We start from the raw sequence: 18011 nt of genomic DNA on the forward strand, positions 1-18011 counted from the left end.
GTGCTGACGATCCTGCCCGCACCCTGCCGAGGAGTCTCCGCATGAGCGACGCCCCGCTGTCCGACCACGAACTCGCGGCACTCGACGCGCACTGGCGCGCCGCCAACTACCTCGCCGTCGGCCAGATCTACCTGATGGCCAACCCGCTGCTGGAAGAGCCACTCGCCCCCGAGCACATCAAACCCCGCCTCCTGGGCCACTGGGGCACCTCGCCCGGGCTGAACCTCGTGTACACCCACCTCAACCGGATCATCAAGGCCCGCGAGCAGCGAACGCTCTGTGTCTGGGGTCCTGGTCACGGCGGGCCCGCGGTCCTCGCCAACTCCTGGCTGGACGGCAGCTACTCGGAGACGTATCCCGATGTGGCCCGTGACGCCGCCGGCATGGCGACCCTGTTCAAGCAGTTCTCCTTCCCCGGCGGGGTGCCCAGCCACGTCGCCCCGGAGGTCCCGGGCTCCATCCACGAGGGCGGCGAACTCGGCTACGCCCTCACCCATGCCTACGGCGCCGCCTTCGACCACCCGGAGCTGCTGGTCGCCTGCGTCATCGGCGACGGAGAGGCGGAGACCGGGCCGCTCGCCGCGTCCTGGCACTCCAACAAGTTCCTCGACCCGGTGCACGACGGCGCGGTCCTGCCGATCCTGCACCTCAACGGGTACAAGATCGCCAACCCGACGGTCCTCGCCCGCATCCCGGAGAGCGAACTCGACGCGCTGCTGCGCGGCTACGGCCACGATCCGCTCTACGTCAGCGGCGACGACCCGGCCGCCGTCCACCGCGACCTCGCCGCCGCGATGGACCTCGCCGTGGACCGCGTCCACGCCGTGCAGCGGGCCGCGCGCACCGAGGGCGCGACCGAGCGCCCCCGCTGGCCGATGATCGTGCTGCGCACGCCCAAGGGCTGGACCGGTCCGGCGGAGGTCGACGGGCTCGCGGTGGAGGGAACCTGGCGCGCCCACCAGGTTCCGCTGCCCGGGGTGCGGGACAACCCCGAGCATCTGCGCCAGCTGGAGGCGTGGATGCGTTCCTACGGCCCCGAAGAGCTCTTCGGGGCGTCGGGGCGTCCGAGCGCGCAGGTTCTCGACTGCGTGCCCGAGGGTGACATCCGGCTCGGCGCGACCCCGTACGCCAACGGCGGCCTGCTCCTGCGCGACCTGCCGGTACCGCCGCTCGACGACTACGCCGTGCCCGTCGACCGGCCGGGCGCCACCCTCCACTCACCGACCACCGTCCTCGGCGGGCTGCTCGAAGGCGTCATGGCGGCGACGGCCGAGCGCCGGGACTTCCGGGTCGTCGGCCCGGACGAGACCGCGTCCAACCGCCTCGACGCCCTCTACGAGGCCACCGGCAAGGCGTGGCAGGCGCGGGTCCTGCCGGTCGACGAACACCTGGCCCGCGACGGACGCGTGATGGAAGTGCTGTCCGAACACCTCTGCCAGGGCTGGCTGGAGGGCTATCTCCTGACCGGACGCCACGGGCTGTTCTCCTGTTACGAGGCGTTCGCCCATATCGTCGACTCGATGGTCAACCAGCACATCAAGTGGCTGCGCACCTCGCGGCGGCTCGGCTGGCGCCGGCCCATCGCCTCTCTGAACTACCTGCTCAGCTCGCACGTATGGCGCCAGGACCACAACGGCTTCTCCCACCAGGACCCCGGCTTCGTCGACCACATCCTCAACAAGAGCCCCGAGGTCGTCCGCGTCTATCTGCCGCCGGACGCCAACACCCTGCTCTCCGTCGCCGACCACGCCCTGCGCAGCCGGGACTACGTCAACGTGATCGTGGCGGGCAAGCAGCCGGGATTCGACTGGCTGTCCCTCGACGAGGCCCGCGCCCACTGCGCGCGCGGGGCCGGGGCCTGGGGGTGGGCCGGTACGGAGGACGGCAGCCGGGAACCCGATGTGGTGCTCGCCTGCGCCGGAGACGTACCCACGCTGGAAACACTGGCGGCGGCGAGCCTGCTCCGTAGGCACCTGCCGGAACTGGCCGTCCGGGTGGTCAACGTCGTCGACATGGCGAGGCTGCTGCCGCAGGGGGAGCATCCGCACGGGATGCCCGACTCCGAGTACGACGCCCTGTTCACCACCGACAAGCCCGTGATCTTCGCGTACCACGGCTATCCGTGGCTGATCCACCGGCTGGCGTATCGCCGCACGGGCCACGACCAGCTGCATGTGCGGGGCTACAAGGAGGAGGGGACGACCACCACGCCCTTCGACATGGTGGTCCGCAACGACCTCGACCGCTTCCGCCTGGTCATGGACGTCATCGACCGGGTGCCCGGCCTCGGGGTCCGTGCCGTCGCCGTACGCCAGGCGATGGCGGACGCGCGCACGCGCCACCACGCCTGGATCCGTGAACACGGCACGGACCTGCCGGAGGTCGAGGACTGGACCTGGGAGGGCTGACGCCGTCCGGCCCGCCCGGCGCGTTCCGTCGGGCGGGCCGGGCGTGCCGCGAGGTCATGGCGGGCATGACCGCGCGGCCCCTGGTTCCTCGTGCTCAGTACCGCAGCGCCGCCGCGATCCGTCCGTAGTCGGAGAGGGCGTCATCGGCGAGGAACACCACTTCGGCGCCGCTGTCCAGAGCCGCCTCGATGAGCTCGTCGACGATGTCCTCACGGATCAGGCCGTCCGCCGTCCCGGCGTCCCCGGGGCCGACCGGCTCCAGGTGCTCGTCCGTGACCTGGACCGTCCGCTGGAAGTGCTCCTCCACCGCGATCAGGCCGGCCCGTCCCTCCCGCACCGCGGCCCACACCTCGTCGAGGCCGCCGGCGAACGAGCGGCTGCCGCGAGCGGCGTCGAGCCTGCCCTCGATCTCCTCCGCCGTGCGCTTCCGGTGGCTGTCGAGCGCCGGGCGGAGCTCCTTGAGGAGTTCGGCCGGTGTGATGTCGGCCGGGGCCCCCTTGGTGACCCGCCCGACCGCGGACCTGGACGCCTCTCCCGCCTCGTCCAGCAGGGCGAGCGCGGGAGCGAGCCCGACCAGGTACAACGGGCGGGGGCCCTCGGCCAGCAGGGTGCGCAGATGCTCGTTCACGGTGCGCAGGAACTGGCGCGTGTCCTCGTTGCTGAAGGTGCTGGGCGTATCCCCGATGCGCTCCTCGCGCTGTGGGTTCGGTGCTTCGTGCGGAGCCGTCAGCGGGAAACCGGACCGGTGCTCCTGGCGTACCTCGTCCGTCGTGCCGCTCCAGAGCGTGGCCTGCTCGGCGGACACGGTCAGGGCCCAGTACGGCCGCGCCTGCGCCTTGGCGGCGACCAGGTTCCGGGTGAGGTAGGTGTCGCTGAGGACCACGCGCTCGGGCGCGGTGCGGGGCAGTTGCCAGATCTGGTACTCGTCGGCGGTGGCGAGGACGACGAGCGCGTCCAGGGCCCGGCGCGGGTCGACCTCGGCGACGGCCCGGTCCAGTTGCTCCTTGATGGCGCTCCGGATCTCGCGTGTCACGTCCGGATCCGCCTCCAGCCGGTTCGATGCCTCCGCCACCAGGTTGCGCAGCCGTACGGCGTCCTGGGCGTTGTCGGGGGCGCGGCGGTGTGTCGGCATCGTCAGGGACAGGGCCGGATAGGGCCTTTTCGCCCGCAGGTCCTGCAACAGGCCGGCGGTCAGGGCGTCCGTATCCATCGTTCCCTCCCAGGGGTTCGTGTCCGAGGTGCGGGCGTCCGCTCGCGGGGGAGCGGACCGTTCAACGAGTCAATTCATATCGTTTGAACCTAATATGGGCGAATTGGTCGATTGGTGAGCCGGAGGTAGATGCGATGTCCACGCTGACCGTGTGGAAGTTCCCGTCGGCGGACGCCGCGGAGAACGTCGAGACGACGCTGAAGTCGCTCCAGAAGGAGGGACTGATCAAGATCCTGGACGCCGCCGTGGTGAGCTGGCCGCAGGGCCGGCCGAAGCCCAGAACGAAGCAGCTGCACAACCTCGTGAGCGCCGGTGCGCTGAGCGGGACGTTCTGGGGCATGCTCTTCGGGCTCATCTTCCTGATGCCGCTCCTCGGCGCGGCCATCGGTGCCGCGGCCGGGGCGCTGGGCGGCAAGCTCGCCGATATCGGCATCGACGACGAGTTCATCGCGGAGGTCAAGCAGCAGGTGACCCCCGGCACTTCGGCCCTCTTCCTGCTCACCCGGGACGAGGTGCCCGACCGGATCGGTGACGCGCTCCCCGAGGGCGGCGCCGAACTGCTCCACAGCAACCTGGACACCGAGCGCGAGGCCAAGCTCCGCGACATCTTCGGTGACGACGCGGAATGACCCCCTTTCCGCTCACCCCCGCCACCGACGACGGAGCGTCCGTGAAACCGAACCGCCCCCGCGCCACCCGCCTCCTGGCCCCCGCCGTACTCACCGCGGTGATCGTCGCCGGGACCGCCGCATGCGACAGTGACACCACATCCGAGGGCAGGTCCGACAGCGTCCGGACGCTCAGCCCCGAGGCGGCCGAATCCCCTTCCCCCTCCCACTCCGCCTCCGCTTCGCAGAGCCCGCGCACCCAGCGCAGTCAGGAGGCGTCCGTCTCCGCCGACCTCGAACGGGTCAGGGCCGAGGCGACCAAGGTCCTCGAAGGCGCCGACGGCCGGGGCAACGCGGTCAAGGACGTGTCGGTGACCGGCCGGACGGTCACCGAGGGCGAGGACTTCCGCAGCGCCCTGGTCAGGGTCACCAACTCCACCGGCCAGGAAGCGTTCTACGCCGTACGCGTGGAGTTCGTCGACGCCGACGGCGAGGTCCTCGACTCCGTCGTCCTCGGCTTCGAGGATGCCCCTCCCGGCCGCACCGTCAGCAAGCAGGCCAACAGCAGCAAGGCGGCGGGCGTCACGTCGTTCCCCCGGATCGCCCAGGCCGAGCGCGGCTGAGGGGCCGGGCCCGCGTGAGCGCCGCCGACGCGGTGACCGACGCGCTGGGAGAACTGCACAGCCGGTACGCGGGCGTGCGGGAGGGCCGTCCCGCCGACTACATCCCCCAGTTGGCCCAGGCCGACCCAGATGCCTTCGGGCTGGCCCTCGTCAGCATGGACGGTCATCGCTACAGCACCGGTGACGCGGACGTCGCCTTCAGCCTGCAGTCCGTCTCCAAGCCCTTCGTCTATGCCCTCGCCCTGTCCGTCCTCGGCCTGGACGAGGTGGGCCGCTGGGTGGGCGCCGAACCCAGCGGTGAGGCGTTCAACGCCATCAGCCTGGAGCCGGGCACCGGCCGCCCCGCCAACGCCATGGTCAACGCGGGTGCCATCGTCACCACCGCGCTGATTCCCGGCATCCCGGGGACCGCGGCGTTCGACCGGATTCTGGAGTTCCTCGGCCGCTTCGCCGGACGGGAACTGGACGTGGACGAGGAGGTGTACGCCTCCGAGGCCGCGACCGGGGACCGGAACCGGGCACTCGCCTACCTGATCCGCAGCGCCGGAACGCTCCCCTTCGACCCGGTGGCGGCGGTGGAGACGTACTTCAGGCAGTGCGCGGTACGGGCCACGGCCATCGACCTCGCGACGATGGCGGCGACCCTCGCCCACGGCGGCGTCAACCCGGTCACCGGCGAGACCGTCGTCACGGGGGCCGTGGCGGCGCAGGTCCTCGCGGTCATGGCGACGTGCGGGATGTACGACGCGTCCGGTGACTGGCTGCTGCGGGTCGGACTGCCGGCCAAGAGCGGGGTGTCGGGCGGGCTGATCGCCGCCGGACCGGCGCGCTTCGGACTCGCCGCGTACAGCCCGCCGCTGAACGCGACCGGGACCTCGGTGCGCGGACACGCGGCGCTCGTCGCGCTCTCGCAGCGTTTCGGGCTCCACCTCATGAACAATCCGGCGCTCCCCGGATCGACCGTCACCCTGGCCACCACCGCCGACGACCTGCCCACCGCACCCGCCGGGGGGCGCGAGCGCGCCCTGCGCGAACGGGTCGGCGTCGTGGCCGCGCAGGGCGCACTCGACTTCACCGCCGCGGAACGGGTGCTGTTCGCCTTGGACGAGTCCGGCCCGGAGCGGACCGGATCGGTCGTGCTCGACCTGCGCGAGGTGACCAACATCGACAGCGTGGCTCTCGCGACGCTGCACGCCGGCCTGGCCCGGCTGGCGCACGACGGCCGCCGCGCGGCCGTGGTCGATCCCGCGGGCCGCCTCGGACCGCCCGGTCTCACCCGGGAGCGGACCGGCCAGGACCTGCCGCGCTTCGCCTCCCGCGAGGAGGCGGTCGAACGCTGCGCCCATGTGCTCGCGGAGCGCGACTGAGCGGCCGCGGCGGTGCCGCCGGCCCCGTACCGGAACCGGCGGCCACGGTCGCGCTACCAGATGGCCTCGACCCATTCGGGGTGGTCTATGAACGGGTTCCGGTTGTGCTGGTACCGGTCGAAGATGACGTCGTTGCGGCGCTGTTCGAAGCTGTCCGGCGGGTCCTCCTGGCTCCACTGCTTCAGCACGGAGAGCCTGCCGATGTACGGGGCCGAGCCGTTGTCCACGTTCTCGTTCGGTTCGAGGTCCGCGAAGGAGTCGTCGCCCTCGTAGCGCACGGCCATGTAGAGGATCATGCGGGCGACGTCGCCCTTGACGGCGTCACGCGGCTCGAAGGAGTCGTTGTCGGTGAAGTTGCCCGGCGCCTCGCCCAGCTGGCTGCCGCCGTTGTCGAAGTCCTTGCTGCCCCGGGTGGAGTTGACCGAGACGTCCTCGGGGCGCAGATGGTGGATGTCCGTGCCGGGGCCGGTCGCGGTGCCGAAGTCACCGTGCGACTTGGCCCAGACGTGCTCGCGGTTCCACTGGTTCGCGTCACCGCCGTTGTCGTCCTTCGACTGCGAGCGGCCGGTGTAGAGGAGGATCACGTTCGAGGAGTTGGCGGGATCCTGGTCGGTGTTCTTGAGTGCGTCCCAGACCTCGCTGTAGGTGAGCTGGGTCTGGCTGCTGATGATGGTGTGCAGGGCGGACTCGAGTGCGGCGCCGGTCTTGCCGAGGGCCGCTTGGTAGTACGTGTCGTCGAGGGCGGCGGAGGCCGTGGGGGACGGCGCCGGGGCGGCGGCCGGCGCGGCGGCCGCCGTACCGGCGAGCACGGCGACGGAGGCCATGGCGGCCAGCAGTGGACGCGCGTAGACACGGGGACGAACGGACATGTGGGGTGTCCTCTCCGGGAACGGGGGCACCGCGATCCGCTTCTGTGGGGCGCGGCCGCGGCGGTCGTGCGAAGGCTGGTCTGGCGGGAGCCTTCCACACGCACCGTGACCCATGGGTGAACGCTGCGTACCTATCATGTGCAAGTCAAGTGGTGGTCCGGGCTGCGGCCCTGTGACCGCCCGCATCGGATGCGGGGACGCCCCTGCGGCGCGAGAATTGCCGCAAGGACGAGGAGGCGGCATGAGCGAAGAGCCCGAATCCGTAACCGTGACCGTGCCGGAGGTCCGGGGGGTGACTCCCGACCGTCTGCTGCACAGCGGCGGGAGCGACCATCCGAGCGCCGAGGATCTGGTCCTGGCCTCCGGGCGGGACCTGACGCCCGAGAATCTGAAGTGGGCGCAAGGCAGGATCGCCGAAGAGGGCCGGTCGGCGATGGACAAGCGGCTTCCGTAGACGGCGTCCGCCGGGGCCCGGCAGGCGGACGCGGGCCGGGTCCCGGCGGACGGAGTCACCGCGTGGGCGGGGAGTGTGTGGGTCGCTCCCCGGCCACTCGGTTAGCCTGAGTGCACAATGAATCGTTTGACGACGTCACAGGGCGGATTCGACCTCGCCCGCTTCCCCGAGAACCCCCGCGACCCCTTCCGTGCGTGGGACGCTGCCGACGAGTACCTGCTGCGGCAGTTGGAGGGAACCGATGACGCCGCACCGGTCGACCTGTCCGGCACCGTTGTCGTGGTGGGCGACCGCTGGGGCGCCCTGACCACCGTGCTCGCGGACCACGCCCCCGTACAGATCACCGACTCGTACCTCGCGCAGCGGGCCACCCTGGCGAACCTCGCCAGGAGCGGCGCCGACACGGACTCCGTACGTCTCCTGTCGGCCCTCGACGCCCCGCCCGAGCGGATCGACGTCCTGCTGGTGCGGGTGCCCAAGAGCCTCGCGCTCCTGGAGGACCAGCTGCACCGCCTGGCACCGGCCGTCCACGCCGGTACCGTCGTCATGGCGACCGGCATGGTCAAGGAGATCCACACCTCCACCCTCAAGCTCTTCGAGCGGATCATCGGGCCGACCCGCACCTCCCTCGCGGTGAAGAAGGCCCGGCTGATCTTCTGCACCCCGGACCCGGAGCTGACCCGTACGCCCAGTCCGTGGCCGTACCGCTACGACCTGCCCGGCGATGTCGGCATCGCCTCCGGGCGCACCGTCACCAACCACGCCGGCATCTTCTGCGCCGAGCGGCTCGACATCGGCACCCGCTTCCTGCTGAACCATCTGCCGAGGCGCACCGGCCCGGACCGGGTCGTCGACCTCGGCTGCGGAAACGGTGTCCTCGGAACGGCCGCCGCCCTGGCCAACCCCGAGGCCGCGGTCACCTTCGTCGACGAGTCGTATCTGGCGGTCGCCTCCGCCGAGGCCACCTTCCGGGACAACGCGGGTCCGGACGCCGAGGCCGACTTCGTCGTCGGTGACGGGCTGGCCGACGTGGAGCGCGGGAGCGTGGACCTCGTCCTCAACAATCCGCCGTTCCACTCCCACCAGGCGACCACCGACGCCACCGCCCGGAACATGTTCGTCGGGGCCCGTACCGCGCTGCGGCAGGGCGGCGAGCTGTGGGTCGTCGGCAACCGGCACCTCAGTTACCACGTCGCGCTGCGCCGGATCTTCGGCAACTGCACGACCATCGCGGGCGACCCGAAGTTCGTCGTCCTGCGCGCCGTCAAGCGCTGACAGCCGCCGGGCTCCACGGCCCTTCCGGATTCTTGCAACACGTTCTACTGTGTGCGCCGCCGCACACGGGCGACGCGAACGCGAGACACCTGGAGGGGCCGTGCACCTCGAATACACGCCTGAGCAGCAGCGGTTGCGCACCGAGCTGCGCGCCTACTTCACCGCGCTGGTGCCGGACAACGCGTACGCCCGGTACGCGGAACCCGCAGCCCAGAAGCGCTTCTACCGTGAGACGGTCCGCCGCCTGGGAACCGACGGCTGGCTCGGCGTCGGCTGGCCCACGGAGTACGGCGGACGCGGGCTCTCGCCGATGGAACAGTTCATCTTCTTCGACGAAGCGGCCCAGGCGGGCGTACCCCTGCCCCTGATGGCCCTCAACACCGTCGGTCCCACGATCATGCGGTTCGGCACCGACGAACAGAAGAGGGACTTCCTGCCGAAGATCCTGGCGGGCGAGATCGACTTCGCGATCGGCTACAGCGAACCCGAGGCGGGCACCGACCTCGCGGCACTCAGGACGCGGGCCGTGCGCGACGGTGACGCGTACGTCGTCGACGGGCAGAAGATCTGGACCACCAACGGTGACACCGCCGACTGGGTGTGGCTGGCCGCCCGCACCGATCAGCACGCCCCGCCGCACAAGGGCATCACGATGCTGCTCGTGCCGACGAGCGACCCCGGCTACTCCTACACGGTGATCAACACCCTGGCCTCGCACGACACCACCGCCAGCTACTACGAGAACATCCGCGTCCCCGTCTCCCACCGCGTCGGCGAGGAGAACGAGGGCTGGCGGCTCATCACCAACCAGCTGAACCACGAACGCGTCACACTCGCCGCCCACGGCACCATGGCCGTGCGCGCACTCCACAACGTCCAGCGCTGGGCCGCGGAGACGAAGCTGACGGACGGCCGCCGGGTCATCGACCTCGGCTGGGTCCGCTCCCGGCTGGCCCGCACACACACCCGCCTCGACGCCATGAAGCTCCTCAACTGGCAGATGGTCTCGGCGCTCCAGCACTCCACCCTCACCCCGCACGACGCGTCGGCCGTCAAGGTGTACGGCTCCGAGGCACGCCGCGACGCCTACGCCTGGCTCATGGAGGTCGTCGGCTCGGCGGGCCCGCTCAAGGAGGGCTCGGCGGGCGCGGTCCTGCACGGTGAGCTCGAACGCGGCTACCGGTCGGCCGTCATCTTCACCTTCGGCGGCGGCAACAACGAGATCCAGCGGGAGATCATCTCCTGGATCGGCCTGGGGATGCCACGGGTCAGGCGGTGACCGGGGCAGGCGCGCGGACCGCGCTCCCCGTGACCCCTGCCCGGTGCGGGGACCACCCGCTCAGGTGACCGGGACGCGGGTGAAGCGGCCCGTGATGTGGAGCTCGGCCTCGATGGCGGCAGCAGTGGCGCGTAGTTCCGGGAGGACGTCGGTGAGGCACTCCTCTGGGGTGCGCCGGCTGCTGTGCATGGCGACGTTGACGGCGGCCACCACCCTGCCGGCTCCGTCGCGGACCGGTACGGCGATGGCGCGCAGGCCCTCCTCCAGCTCTTCGTCGACCAGGGAGAAGCCCTCGCGCCCCGCCCGTTCCAGGAGTGCCGCCAGTTCCGTACGCCCCGTCACGGTGCGCGAGGTCAGCGCCTCCGGTTCGGTCCGGGCCAGCCATGCCGTGCGTTCCTCGGCGGGAAGGCCGGCCAGCAGGACGCGGCCGAGGGAGGCGGGGTAGGCGGGCAGACGGGTTCCCACGGTGATGTTGACGTTCATGATGCGGCTGGTGGCGACGCGGGCCGTGTACTGGATCTCGTTCCCCGCGAGCACGGCCAGGGAAGCCGAGTCGTGGACCCGCCGGGTCAGCGCGGCGAGGTGGGGCAGCGCGATGGAGGGCAGGGTGGTGCGCGAGAGCGGGGGGAAGCCGAGGGCCAGGACCCTGGGTGTGAGGCGGAAGGACCGTTCCCGCGCGGTCACACAGCCCAGGTGCTCCAGGGTGATCAGGGCCCGGCGGGCCGTCGCCCTCGCCAGGCCGGTGGCCTCGGCGACCGCGGAGAGGGACAGCTCGTCCCGGCCCTCGCCGAAGGCGGTCAGGACGGTCAGGCCCCGGGCCAGCGACTCGATGAACTCCCGGCCCAGCTCGCGCTTCGACTCTCCCGTCCAGGAGGCGAGCCCGGACGGTGCGGCCGGGACCGCGGCCGTGGGGCCTGGCGCGGAGCGCAGCTCGCGTTCCATCGCGCCGACGGTCGCGCGCAGCCGGGGAAGGACGGTGTCGCGCAACGACTCGGCGTTGTGCCGGCTGGTGTGGCTCACCACGCTGGCCGCACAGGCGATCCGGCCGTCCGTGCCGCGTACCGGGACGGCGAGAGCGACCAGGCCCGGTTCGATGAGCTGGTCGTCGAGGAACCAGTCCTGCTCACGCGCCAGTTCGGCGCGGCGCGCGAGATCCTGTCCGGCCGCCGGGTCCTCACGGGGCGGCACCGCGGGGAAACCACCGTCCGTGGGGTCGGCGTCCCGGCGCTCCCGCCAGCGGGCCCAGTCCCGTTCGTCCCACGCGGTGGCGAACAGCGGTCCCGGCGCGGTGCGTTCGGCGGGCAGCAGGTCACCGATGCGGAAACTCAGGGACATGGCGCGCCGGCGGGTCGCCTGGTGGATGAAGCGGATGCCGTCCTCGTCGGCCACCGCGAGGGACACCGACTCGTCGAGCGTGTTCGCGAGGGCGTCCGCGTGCGTGCCGAGCAGCGCGGGCAGCCGCAGTGCCGACAGGTACGCGTTGCCGAGCTCCATGAGCCGGGGTGCGAGGAAGGCGTCGCGGCCGTCGAGGCGTACGTAGCCCATGTGGGCGAGGGTCGCGGTGACCCGGTCGACGGTGGAGCGGGCCAGGCCGGTCGCCCGCTCCAGCGCGCTCAGGCTCAGTGTGCCGTCCGCCTCGGTGAGCCGGCGCAGGACCGTGATGCCGCGCACCAGGGGTGTGACGGCTTCGGTGGGCGGCGTGGTGTGGGTCGGGGACATGGACTCTCCGTCGAGGGCGTTGTGGGCCACCGTAATGAACAGCCACAGGTGAGGCGTACCGCTGCCCTGGTGGCCGCGCCCCGAGGAGGGCGCGGCGGAACCGTTGACACGTAAACCGGCTGCGAGCAGACTCAGCCTACGCGTTTGTGAAATAAATTTCACCTGACGAACACCGCCGGGTACGACTGTCTGTGTACCACCCGAAGTCCGCGACGAGGAGAACTCATGCGCACCACCGTCGGAATCATCGGCGGCGGCCCCTCCGGCCTGCTGCTCGCCCGCCTGCTGCACAACGCGGGGATCGACTGCGTGGTCCTGGAGTCCCGCGACCGCTCCTACGTCGAACAGCGCCAGCGCGCCGGCATCCTGGAGCAGGCCACCGTGGACGTCCTGCGCTCGGCCGGTGCGGGGGAGCGCCTGGACCGTGAGGGGATCGCCCACGACGGCATCGAGCTGCGCTACGGCCGACGCGCCCACCGCGTCGACTTCCCCTCCCTGACCGGTGGCCGCCGGGTGTGGGTCTACGCCCAGACCGAGGTCGTGAAGGACCTCATCGCCCTGCGACTGGCCGACGGAGGACCGCTGTTCTTCGGTGCCGAGGTCCACGCGGTGGAGGGCGCGGACACCGGGCAACCGGTGATCCGCTACACCCACGAAGGCCGGGAGCAGACGCTGACCTGTGATTATGTCGTCGGCTGCGACGGTTTCCACGGGGTGGCGCGCACCGCGGTGCCGGAGCGGGTCCGAACGACGTACGAGCGGACCTATCCGTACTCCTGGCTGGGCATCCTGGCCGAAGCCCCGCCCGTCCACGACGAGTTGGTCTACGCCCACTCCGAGCGCGGCTTCGCCCTGGCCAGCATGCGTTCCCCCCAGGTCAGCCGCCTCTACCTCCAGGTGCCGAACGGCACCGACCCCGCCGACTGGTCCGACGAGCGGATCTGGGACGAGCTGGACGCCCGCTTCGCCCTGGACGCGGACCCCGAATGGCGGCTGAACCGCGGACCCGTCACCGCCAAGTCGGTTCTTCCGATGCGCAGTTCGGTGACCGAGCCGATGCGGTACGGCCGGGTGTTCCTGGCCGGCGACGCCGCCCACATCGTGCCGCCCACCGGCGCCAAGGGACTCAACCTGGCCGCCGCTGACGTCATCGTCCTGGCGCGTGCGTTCAGCCAGTGGCGGAGCACCGGTTCGACGGAGCTGCTGGACACGTACTCCGACACCTGTCTGCGCCGGGTGTGGCGGGCCGAGCACTTCTCGTACTTCATGACCACGACCCTCCACACCGACCCGGAACAGTCCGGCTTCGAGACCAGGTTGCAGCTCTCCCAGCTCCACCGGATCGCCACGTCGCCGCACGCCGCCGCCGAGCTGGCCGAGAACTACACCGGGCTGCCGCTCGACTGACGGACGCTAGACCTCCGGCCCGCTCACGGGCGCGGGTGCGGGTGCCTCGGAGGTGACGGCCTTTGCGGGGCGGCGGCCACGGGTGCCGAGCCGCACCGCGAGCGGCACCAGTGCGATCGCGGTGGCGCCGAGGAGGCCGGCGAGTGCGAAGGTGGTGAAGCCCCAGCTCTGGTTGCCGTTGGTGGCGAGTGCGCCGACCAGCCACGGGCCGACGACCGCGCCGGTACGGCCGACGCCGGTGACGAGGCCGAGTCCTGCCGCGCGTTCGCTGTCGCGGTACACGGTGCTCGTGGCGGCGTAGACCATGACCTGGGCGCTGAACAGCCAGATCCCGGTGACGGCCACCACGGCATAGGTGACACCGAGCGGGAGGTGCGACCTGAGCAGCAGCGCGCCGGCCGCGGTCAGGACGAACCAGACCGCCGAGACACGTACCGCGCCGAAGCGGTCGGCGGTGCGTCCCGCGATCAGCATGCCGACGATGCCGCCCGCGTTGATCACGAGGAGGAAGCTGACGGAGGAGCTGAGGCCGTAGCCGGAGGCCCGCATCATCGTCGGCAGCCAGGTGGACACCCCGTACACGAGCAGCAGTCCGCAGAAGGAGGCCACCCACAGCAGCGGAGTCGCCCACCGGGATTCGGGGCGGAACAGGGCCCGGATCGCGTCGAGCCGGCCCTTCGCGCCGGCCGCCGGGGCCGCGACAGGGGTGGGGCGGGTCAGCCCGAAACGGTCGGCGACGGCGTCCGCCCCGGCTCGGTCGCCGCGGGCGAGCAGCACGCCGGGCGACTCGGGCAGCAGCTTCAGCAGCAGCGGTACGGCGACGAGCGCGGGCAGCACGCCCGCCCAGAAGACCCAGCGCCAGCCGGCGGAGGGCGCCACCGTCAGCCCGAGGCCCGTCGCCGCCATTCCGCCCGCGTGGTACGAGGTCATCAGCAGACCGGTGGTGAGCGCGGCCCTGCGCGGCGGAGCGAACTCCAGCACCATGGCCAGGCACAGCGGCATGAGCCCGCCGAGCCCGAGCCCGGCCACGAACCGCCCGATGCCGAAGACCTCAGGGCTCCCGGCCAGCGCGCAGACCGCCGAACCGGCGGAGAACAGCACGATGCTGGCCACGAGCGTCGGCCGTCGGCCCAGCCAGTCGGTGATGTTCCCGGCGGTGAGCGCCCCGATCAGCATGCCGAAGGTGGTCCAGCTGCCGATGGTGCCCGCGCTCGCGGGAGTCAGCCCGAGCCCGGGGTCGTCGAGCATGTGCGGCATGACGGCGCCGTAGATGTTCACGTCCATGCCGTCGAAGAACACGGCCAGCCAGCAGAGTGCCAGCACCGGGGCGACGGTCCGGAAGGTGTGGGGCTTCCGGCCGTCACCGGGTGGCGCTCCGGGCGTACGGGGCATGCGGGGAGAAGTCATGGTCTGTCCCTGGGTGCGGGGTTTCTGGCGGGCGGGAGTCCTGGAAGATATGCGGGTGTTCGCCTGGTGAAAACGAATTCACACGATGGCTGGCATGAGTGTCAGGTCACTACGGACGGGTGTCAATGACCTGGACGCTGTGATTCCGCCTCCCCTGTGCACGCGATGCGCCGTACCATGGCCGATCCGCCGAGCGGAAGGTGCGAGCCGATGAAGGACGCGGACCCGGGGCTGTTCGGCCCCGATTCGGTCACCTGGCAGATGCACGGCGACCCGATGATGTGGGTGGCCGGGGTGCGCGCCCTCTACCTCCAGGCGCTGCATCCACGCGCCGTACGCGGGGTCATCCAGAACTCGGACTTCCGCAACGACGCCTGGGGCCGGCTCATGCGCACGGCCGGTTTCGTCGGCACGCTCACGTACGGCACCACGGACGCGGCCGAGAAGGCCGGCGCCCGGGTCCGCAGGATCCACCGCATGCTCAAGGCGAAGGACCCCGCGACCGGTGAGGTCTACGGTGTCGACGAACCGGAACTGCTCCTCTGGGTGCACTGCGCTGAAGTCGACTCCTATCTCCAGGTCGAGCGCCGGTCCGGCTTCCCGCTCACCGACGCCCAGGCCGACCGCTACGTCGCCGAACACCGCGAAGGCGCACGCCTCGTCGGGCTCGGCCCCGAAGGCGTCCCCGCCACCACCGCGCAGCTCGCCGCCTACTTCGAACGGGTAGGGCCCGAACTCGCCGCCGGAGCCGAAGCCCGCGAAGTCGACGACTTCCTGCGCAGCCCGCCGGTCCATGCCCTGCTCGTCCCGGCGCGCGCACTGCTGTGGCGGCGCGTGGCGGCACTCGCCTACCAGTCACTGCCCCCGTACGCCCACGCGTTGTACGGCAGACCCGCGCCCTCCACGCACACCGTCGACCGCCGCCTGCGGGCCACCGGAACCGCTCTGCGCCGCGTTCCCGCCCGTCTGCGCTGGCAACTGCCGCCCCAGCACATTCTCAAGGCCATGGCCCGGCTCGGCCCGGACAGCCGCCCCGCCCCGTACAAACTCCGCAGACAGGCCGCCATACTGGACGGGCCGGGGAGGGCGCAGGGGTAGGCGAAGCGACGGGGGCGACAGCACACGATGGCGGAGACCAGGCTGATCCAGAGCCGGTACCGGCTGCTCGATGTCGTCGGGCGCGGGGGCATGGGCGAGGTGTGGCGGGCGCGCGACGAATCGCTCGGCCGCCAGGTGGCCGTCAAATGCCTCAAACCCCTGGGGCCGCAGCACGACCAGGCCTTCACCCGGATCCTGCGCGAACGCTTCCGCCGCGAGGCCCGGGTGGCCGCCGCGCTCCAGCACCGGGGCGTCACCGTCGTCCATGACTTCGGTGAGGACGAAGGCGTCCTCTACCTCGTGATGGAACTCCTCGACGGGCGCAACCTCAGCCAGCTCCTCGAAGACAACAAGCAGCACCCACTGCCCGTCCCGGACGTCGTCGACATCGCGGAGCAGGTGGCCGACGCGCTCGGCTACACCCATCAGCAGGGCATCGTGCACCGCGACCTCAAGCCCGCCAACATCATGCGTCTCGCCGACGGCACCGTGAAGATCTGCGACTTCGGCATAGCGCGACTCGGCCACGACATCGGTTTCACCTCGCGGCTCACCGGCACCGGCATCGCCATGGGCACCCCGCACTACATGTCGCCCGAGCAGATCAGCGGCGGCGACATCGACCACCGGAGCGACCTCTACTCACTGGGCTGCGTGCTGTACGAGATCGCCACCGGCGTACCCCCCTTCGACCTGGACGACGCCTGGGCCGTGCTCGTCGGGCACCGGGACACCCAGCCCGAGCCGCTGCGCACCCACCGCGCGGAACTCCCCGGCTTCTTCGACCGGGTCGTCCTCGACCTGCTCGCCAAGACTCCGGGGGAGCGCCCCACCGACGCGGGCGATCTGCGCCGCCGCATCACCCGCGGAAGGACCGCCGAACAGCCGCAAGTGCCCGGCCGCGTCCACCTGGCGCCCCCTGTCCTCGTGGAGCACCCCTCCACGCGCCCGCCCAGGCTCCCTTCCTGGACGCGCGACATGACCACGGGTCACAAGGCCACCGGCACGGTGGGGGCGGGCATCCCGCTGCCCGACCACTCGGCGGGCCTGACCGGCGCCTGGACCACCGGCGCCGACCTGCGCGCCCTCCCCGGCGGCTTCCCCGCCGTCCGCGGCGAACGGCCCACCCCCTCGCCCGAACTGCTCTCCACCCTCGCCAACCGCCACAGCGCCGGACTGAATCTGGGCCGCCTCGGCCACTGGGAGGAAGCGGGCGAGGTGCACCGCGCGGTCGCCGCCGAACGCGCACACGCGCTGGGCCCCGACCACCCCGACACCCTCGCCAGCCGCTACGAGGTCGGCTTCACCCTCAGCCGCACCGGCCGGGCCGCCGACGCGCTGCGGGAGTTCGGCCGGGTCGCCGACGGCCGTGAACGCACCCTCGGCCCCGACCACCCGGAGACCCTGGCCGCGCGGCAGGAGACGGCGTTCGTCCTGGGCCAGCTCGGCCGGCACTTCGAAGCCCACCAGGTGTACGCGGCCGTGCTCGCGTCCCGCGAACGCACCATGGGACGCGAGCATCCGGACACCCTGCGGTGCCGCCACAACCTCGCGTTCAACCTGAGCAGGCTGGGGCGCCTGGAGGACTCCTACCGGATGGCCCGCGAGGTGGCGGACGCCCGCAGCCGGCTGCTCGGCGCGACGCACCCCGACACGCTCGTCACCCTCTACGAAGTGGCGTACACCCTCGGCCGGCTGGGGCGCTGGGAGGAGGCCCTGCGTACGTACCGGGAGGTCGCGCAGGCCCGCGCGCAGGCGCTGGGCGCCGACCACCCCGAGACGCTCTCCGCCCGCTACGAGGTCGGCATCAGTCTCGGCCGGCTCGGGCGCAGCGCGGAGGCGCTGGAGCTGTACCGCGCGCTCGTCGACGACCGCATCCGGGTCAGCGGCCCCGCCGACGCCGAAACCCTGCGCGCCCGCCACGGACTCGGCGTCAATCTGGGACGGATGGCCCGCTGGGAGGAGGCCCTCGTCGAAGCACGCGACGTCTGCGCGATCCGCGAGCGGACCCTCGGCCCCGACCACCCCGACACGCTCGTCAGCCGGCGCGAGGTCGCCGTGGGCCTCGGCTGGCTCGGCCACTGGGCCGACGCGCTCACCGTCTACCGCCAGGTCGCCGAGGCCCGCGTCCGGGTCCTCGGAGCGGACCACCCCGACGCGCTGGCCAGCCGCAACGACGAGGCGCACTGCCTGGAGCAGCTGGGCCGGGGCGCCGAGGCCGTCGAGCTGTACCGGCAGGTCGCCGCCCTGCGCCAACAACGCGGGGCCCCGCCCCACTGACGGCCCC

Annotated in this window: 14 protein-coding genes; 10 read left to right on the plus strand and 4 right to left on the minus strand. The window is 71.8% G+C overall.

The genetic code is table 11. From position 1 onward, the window contains the following. Positions 1–41: 41 nt before the first annotated feature. A complete protein-coding gene (locus tag AC07FA_RS16310; RefSeq protein WP_479076104.1) occupies positions 42–2408 on the plus strand; it encodes a phosphoketolase family protein in 2367 nt (788 codons plus the stop codon). A 94-nt stretch (positions 2409–2502) separates the two neighbouring features. Here AC07FA_RS16310 and AC07FA_RS16315 read toward each other — a convergent pair whose 3' ends face one another. Further along, the gene (locus AC07FA_RS16315; RefSeq protein ID WP_479076106.1) at positions 2503–3618 is read right to left on the minus strand and encodes a baeRF3 domain-containing protein; all 1116 of its coding nucleotides are present in this window, start codon (positions 3616–3618) and stop codon (positions 2503–2505) included. 134 nt (positions 3619–3752) lie between these two features. Between AC07FA_RS16315 and AC07FA_RS16320 the strand changes: the two genes are divergently transcribed. Genes AC07FA_RS16320 through glsA form a run of 3 tightly spaced genes read left to right on the plus strand, consistent with a single transcriptional unit; the run spans position 3753 to position 6216 of the window. Continuing rightward, complete coding sequence (locus AC07FA_RS16320) at positions 3753–4247, plus strand: DUF1269 domain-containing protein (RefSeq protein ID WP_479076107.1); 495 nt, start codon at positions 3753–3755, stop codon at positions 4245–4247. Between the two features lie 41 nt (positions 4248–4288). Continuing rightward, positions 4289–4849 (plus strand): hypothetical protein, encoded by a 561-nt coding sequence (locus AC07FA_RS16325; RefSeq protein WP_479076108.1) that lies wholly within the window; start codon positions 4289–4291, stop codon positions 4847–4849. Between the two features lie 14 nt (positions 4850–4863). Next, entirely contained in the window at positions 4864–6216 is a 1353-nt protein-coding gene (gene glsA, locus AC07FA_RS16330) for a glutaminase A (RefSeq protein ID WP_479076110.1), read from the plus strand. Between the two features lie 53 nt (positions 6217–6269). Here the strand turns inward: glsA and AC07FA_RS16335 are convergent, their stop codons facing one another. Next, on the minus strand, positions 6270–7085 hold the full coding sequence (locus AC07FA_RS16335) for an endonuclease I family protein (RefSeq protein ID WP_479076111.1): 816 nt from the start codon (positions 7083–7085) through the stop codon (positions 6270–6272). A gap of 241 nt (positions 7086–7326) precedes the next feature. Here AC07FA_RS16335 and AC07FA_RS16340 point away from each other — a divergent pair, with 241 nt between their 5' ends. The 3 genes from AC07FA_RS16340 to AC07FA_RS16350 all read left to right on the plus strand — a co-directional run bounded on the left by AC07FA_RS16340 (position 7327) and on the right by AC07FA_RS16350 (position 10093). Beyond that, positions 7327–7539, plus strand: coding sequence for a hypothetical protein (locus AC07FA_RS16340; protein ID WP_479076113.1), 213 nt, complete (start codon positions 7327–7329; stop codon positions 7537–7539). 117 nt (positions 7540–7656) lie between these two features. Next, positions 7657–8814, plus strand: a complete 1158-nt coding sequence (locus tag AC07FA_RS16345; RefSeq protein WP_479076114.1) for a methyltransferase — start codon at positions 7657–7659, stop codon at positions 8812–8814. A gap of 100 nt (positions 8815–8914) precedes the next feature. Then, the gene (locus AC07FA_RS16350; protein ID WP_479076116.1) at positions 8915–10093 is read left to right on the plus strand and encodes an acyl-CoA dehydrogenase family protein; all 1179 of its coding nucleotides are present in this window, start codon (positions 8915–8917) and stop codon (positions 10091–10093) included. A 60-nt stretch (positions 10094–10153) separates the two neighbouring features. Here AC07FA_RS16350 and AC07FA_RS16355 read toward each other — a convergent pair whose 3' ends face one another. Beyond that, entirely contained in the window at positions 10154–11812 is a 1659-nt protein-coding gene (locus AC07FA_RS16355; RefSeq protein ID WP_479076117.1) for an IclR family transcriptional regulator domain-containing protein, read from the minus strand. A gap of 225 nt (positions 11813–12037) precedes the next feature. Here AC07FA_RS16355 and AC07FA_RS16360 point away from each other — a divergent pair, with 225 nt between their 5' ends. After that, positions 12038–13219 carry a 4-hydroxybenzoate 3-monooxygenase gene (locus tag AC07FA_RS16360; protein ID WP_479076119.1) on the plus strand — a complete coding sequence of 394 codons (1182 nt, stop codon included), beginning with the start codon at positions 12038–12040 and terminating at the stop codon, positions 13217–13219. Between the two features lie 6 nt (positions 13220–13225). On the opposite strand, the gene AC07FA_RS16365 is transcribed toward AC07FA_RS16360, so the two are convergent. Then, positions 13226–14626 (minus strand): MFS transporter, encoded by a 1401-nt coding sequence (locus tag AC07FA_RS16365; RefSeq protein WP_479076121.1) that lies wholly within the window; start codon positions 14624–14626, stop codon positions 13226–13228. 210 nt (positions 14627–14836) lie between these two features. Here AC07FA_RS16365 and AC07FA_RS16370 point away from each other — a divergent pair, with 210 nt between their 5' ends. Both AC07FA_RS16370 and AC07FA_RS16375 read left to right on the plus strand, forming a co-directional pair. Further along, positions 14837–15724 carry an oxygenase MpaB family protein gene (locus AC07FA_RS16370; protein WP_479076123.1) on the plus strand — a complete coding sequence of 296 codons (888 nt, stop codon included), beginning with the start codon at positions 14837–14839 and terminating at the stop codon, positions 15722–15724. A gap of 27 nt (positions 15725–15751) precedes the next feature. Then, complete coding sequence (locus tag AC07FA_RS16375) at positions 15752–18004, plus strand: serine/threonine-protein kinase (RefSeq protein ID WP_479076124.1); 2253 nt, start codon at positions 15752–15754, stop codon at positions 18002–18004. Positions 18005–18011 lie beyond the last annotated feature (7 nt).

The organism is Streptomyces sp. NPDC045968 (assembly GCF_056430475.1).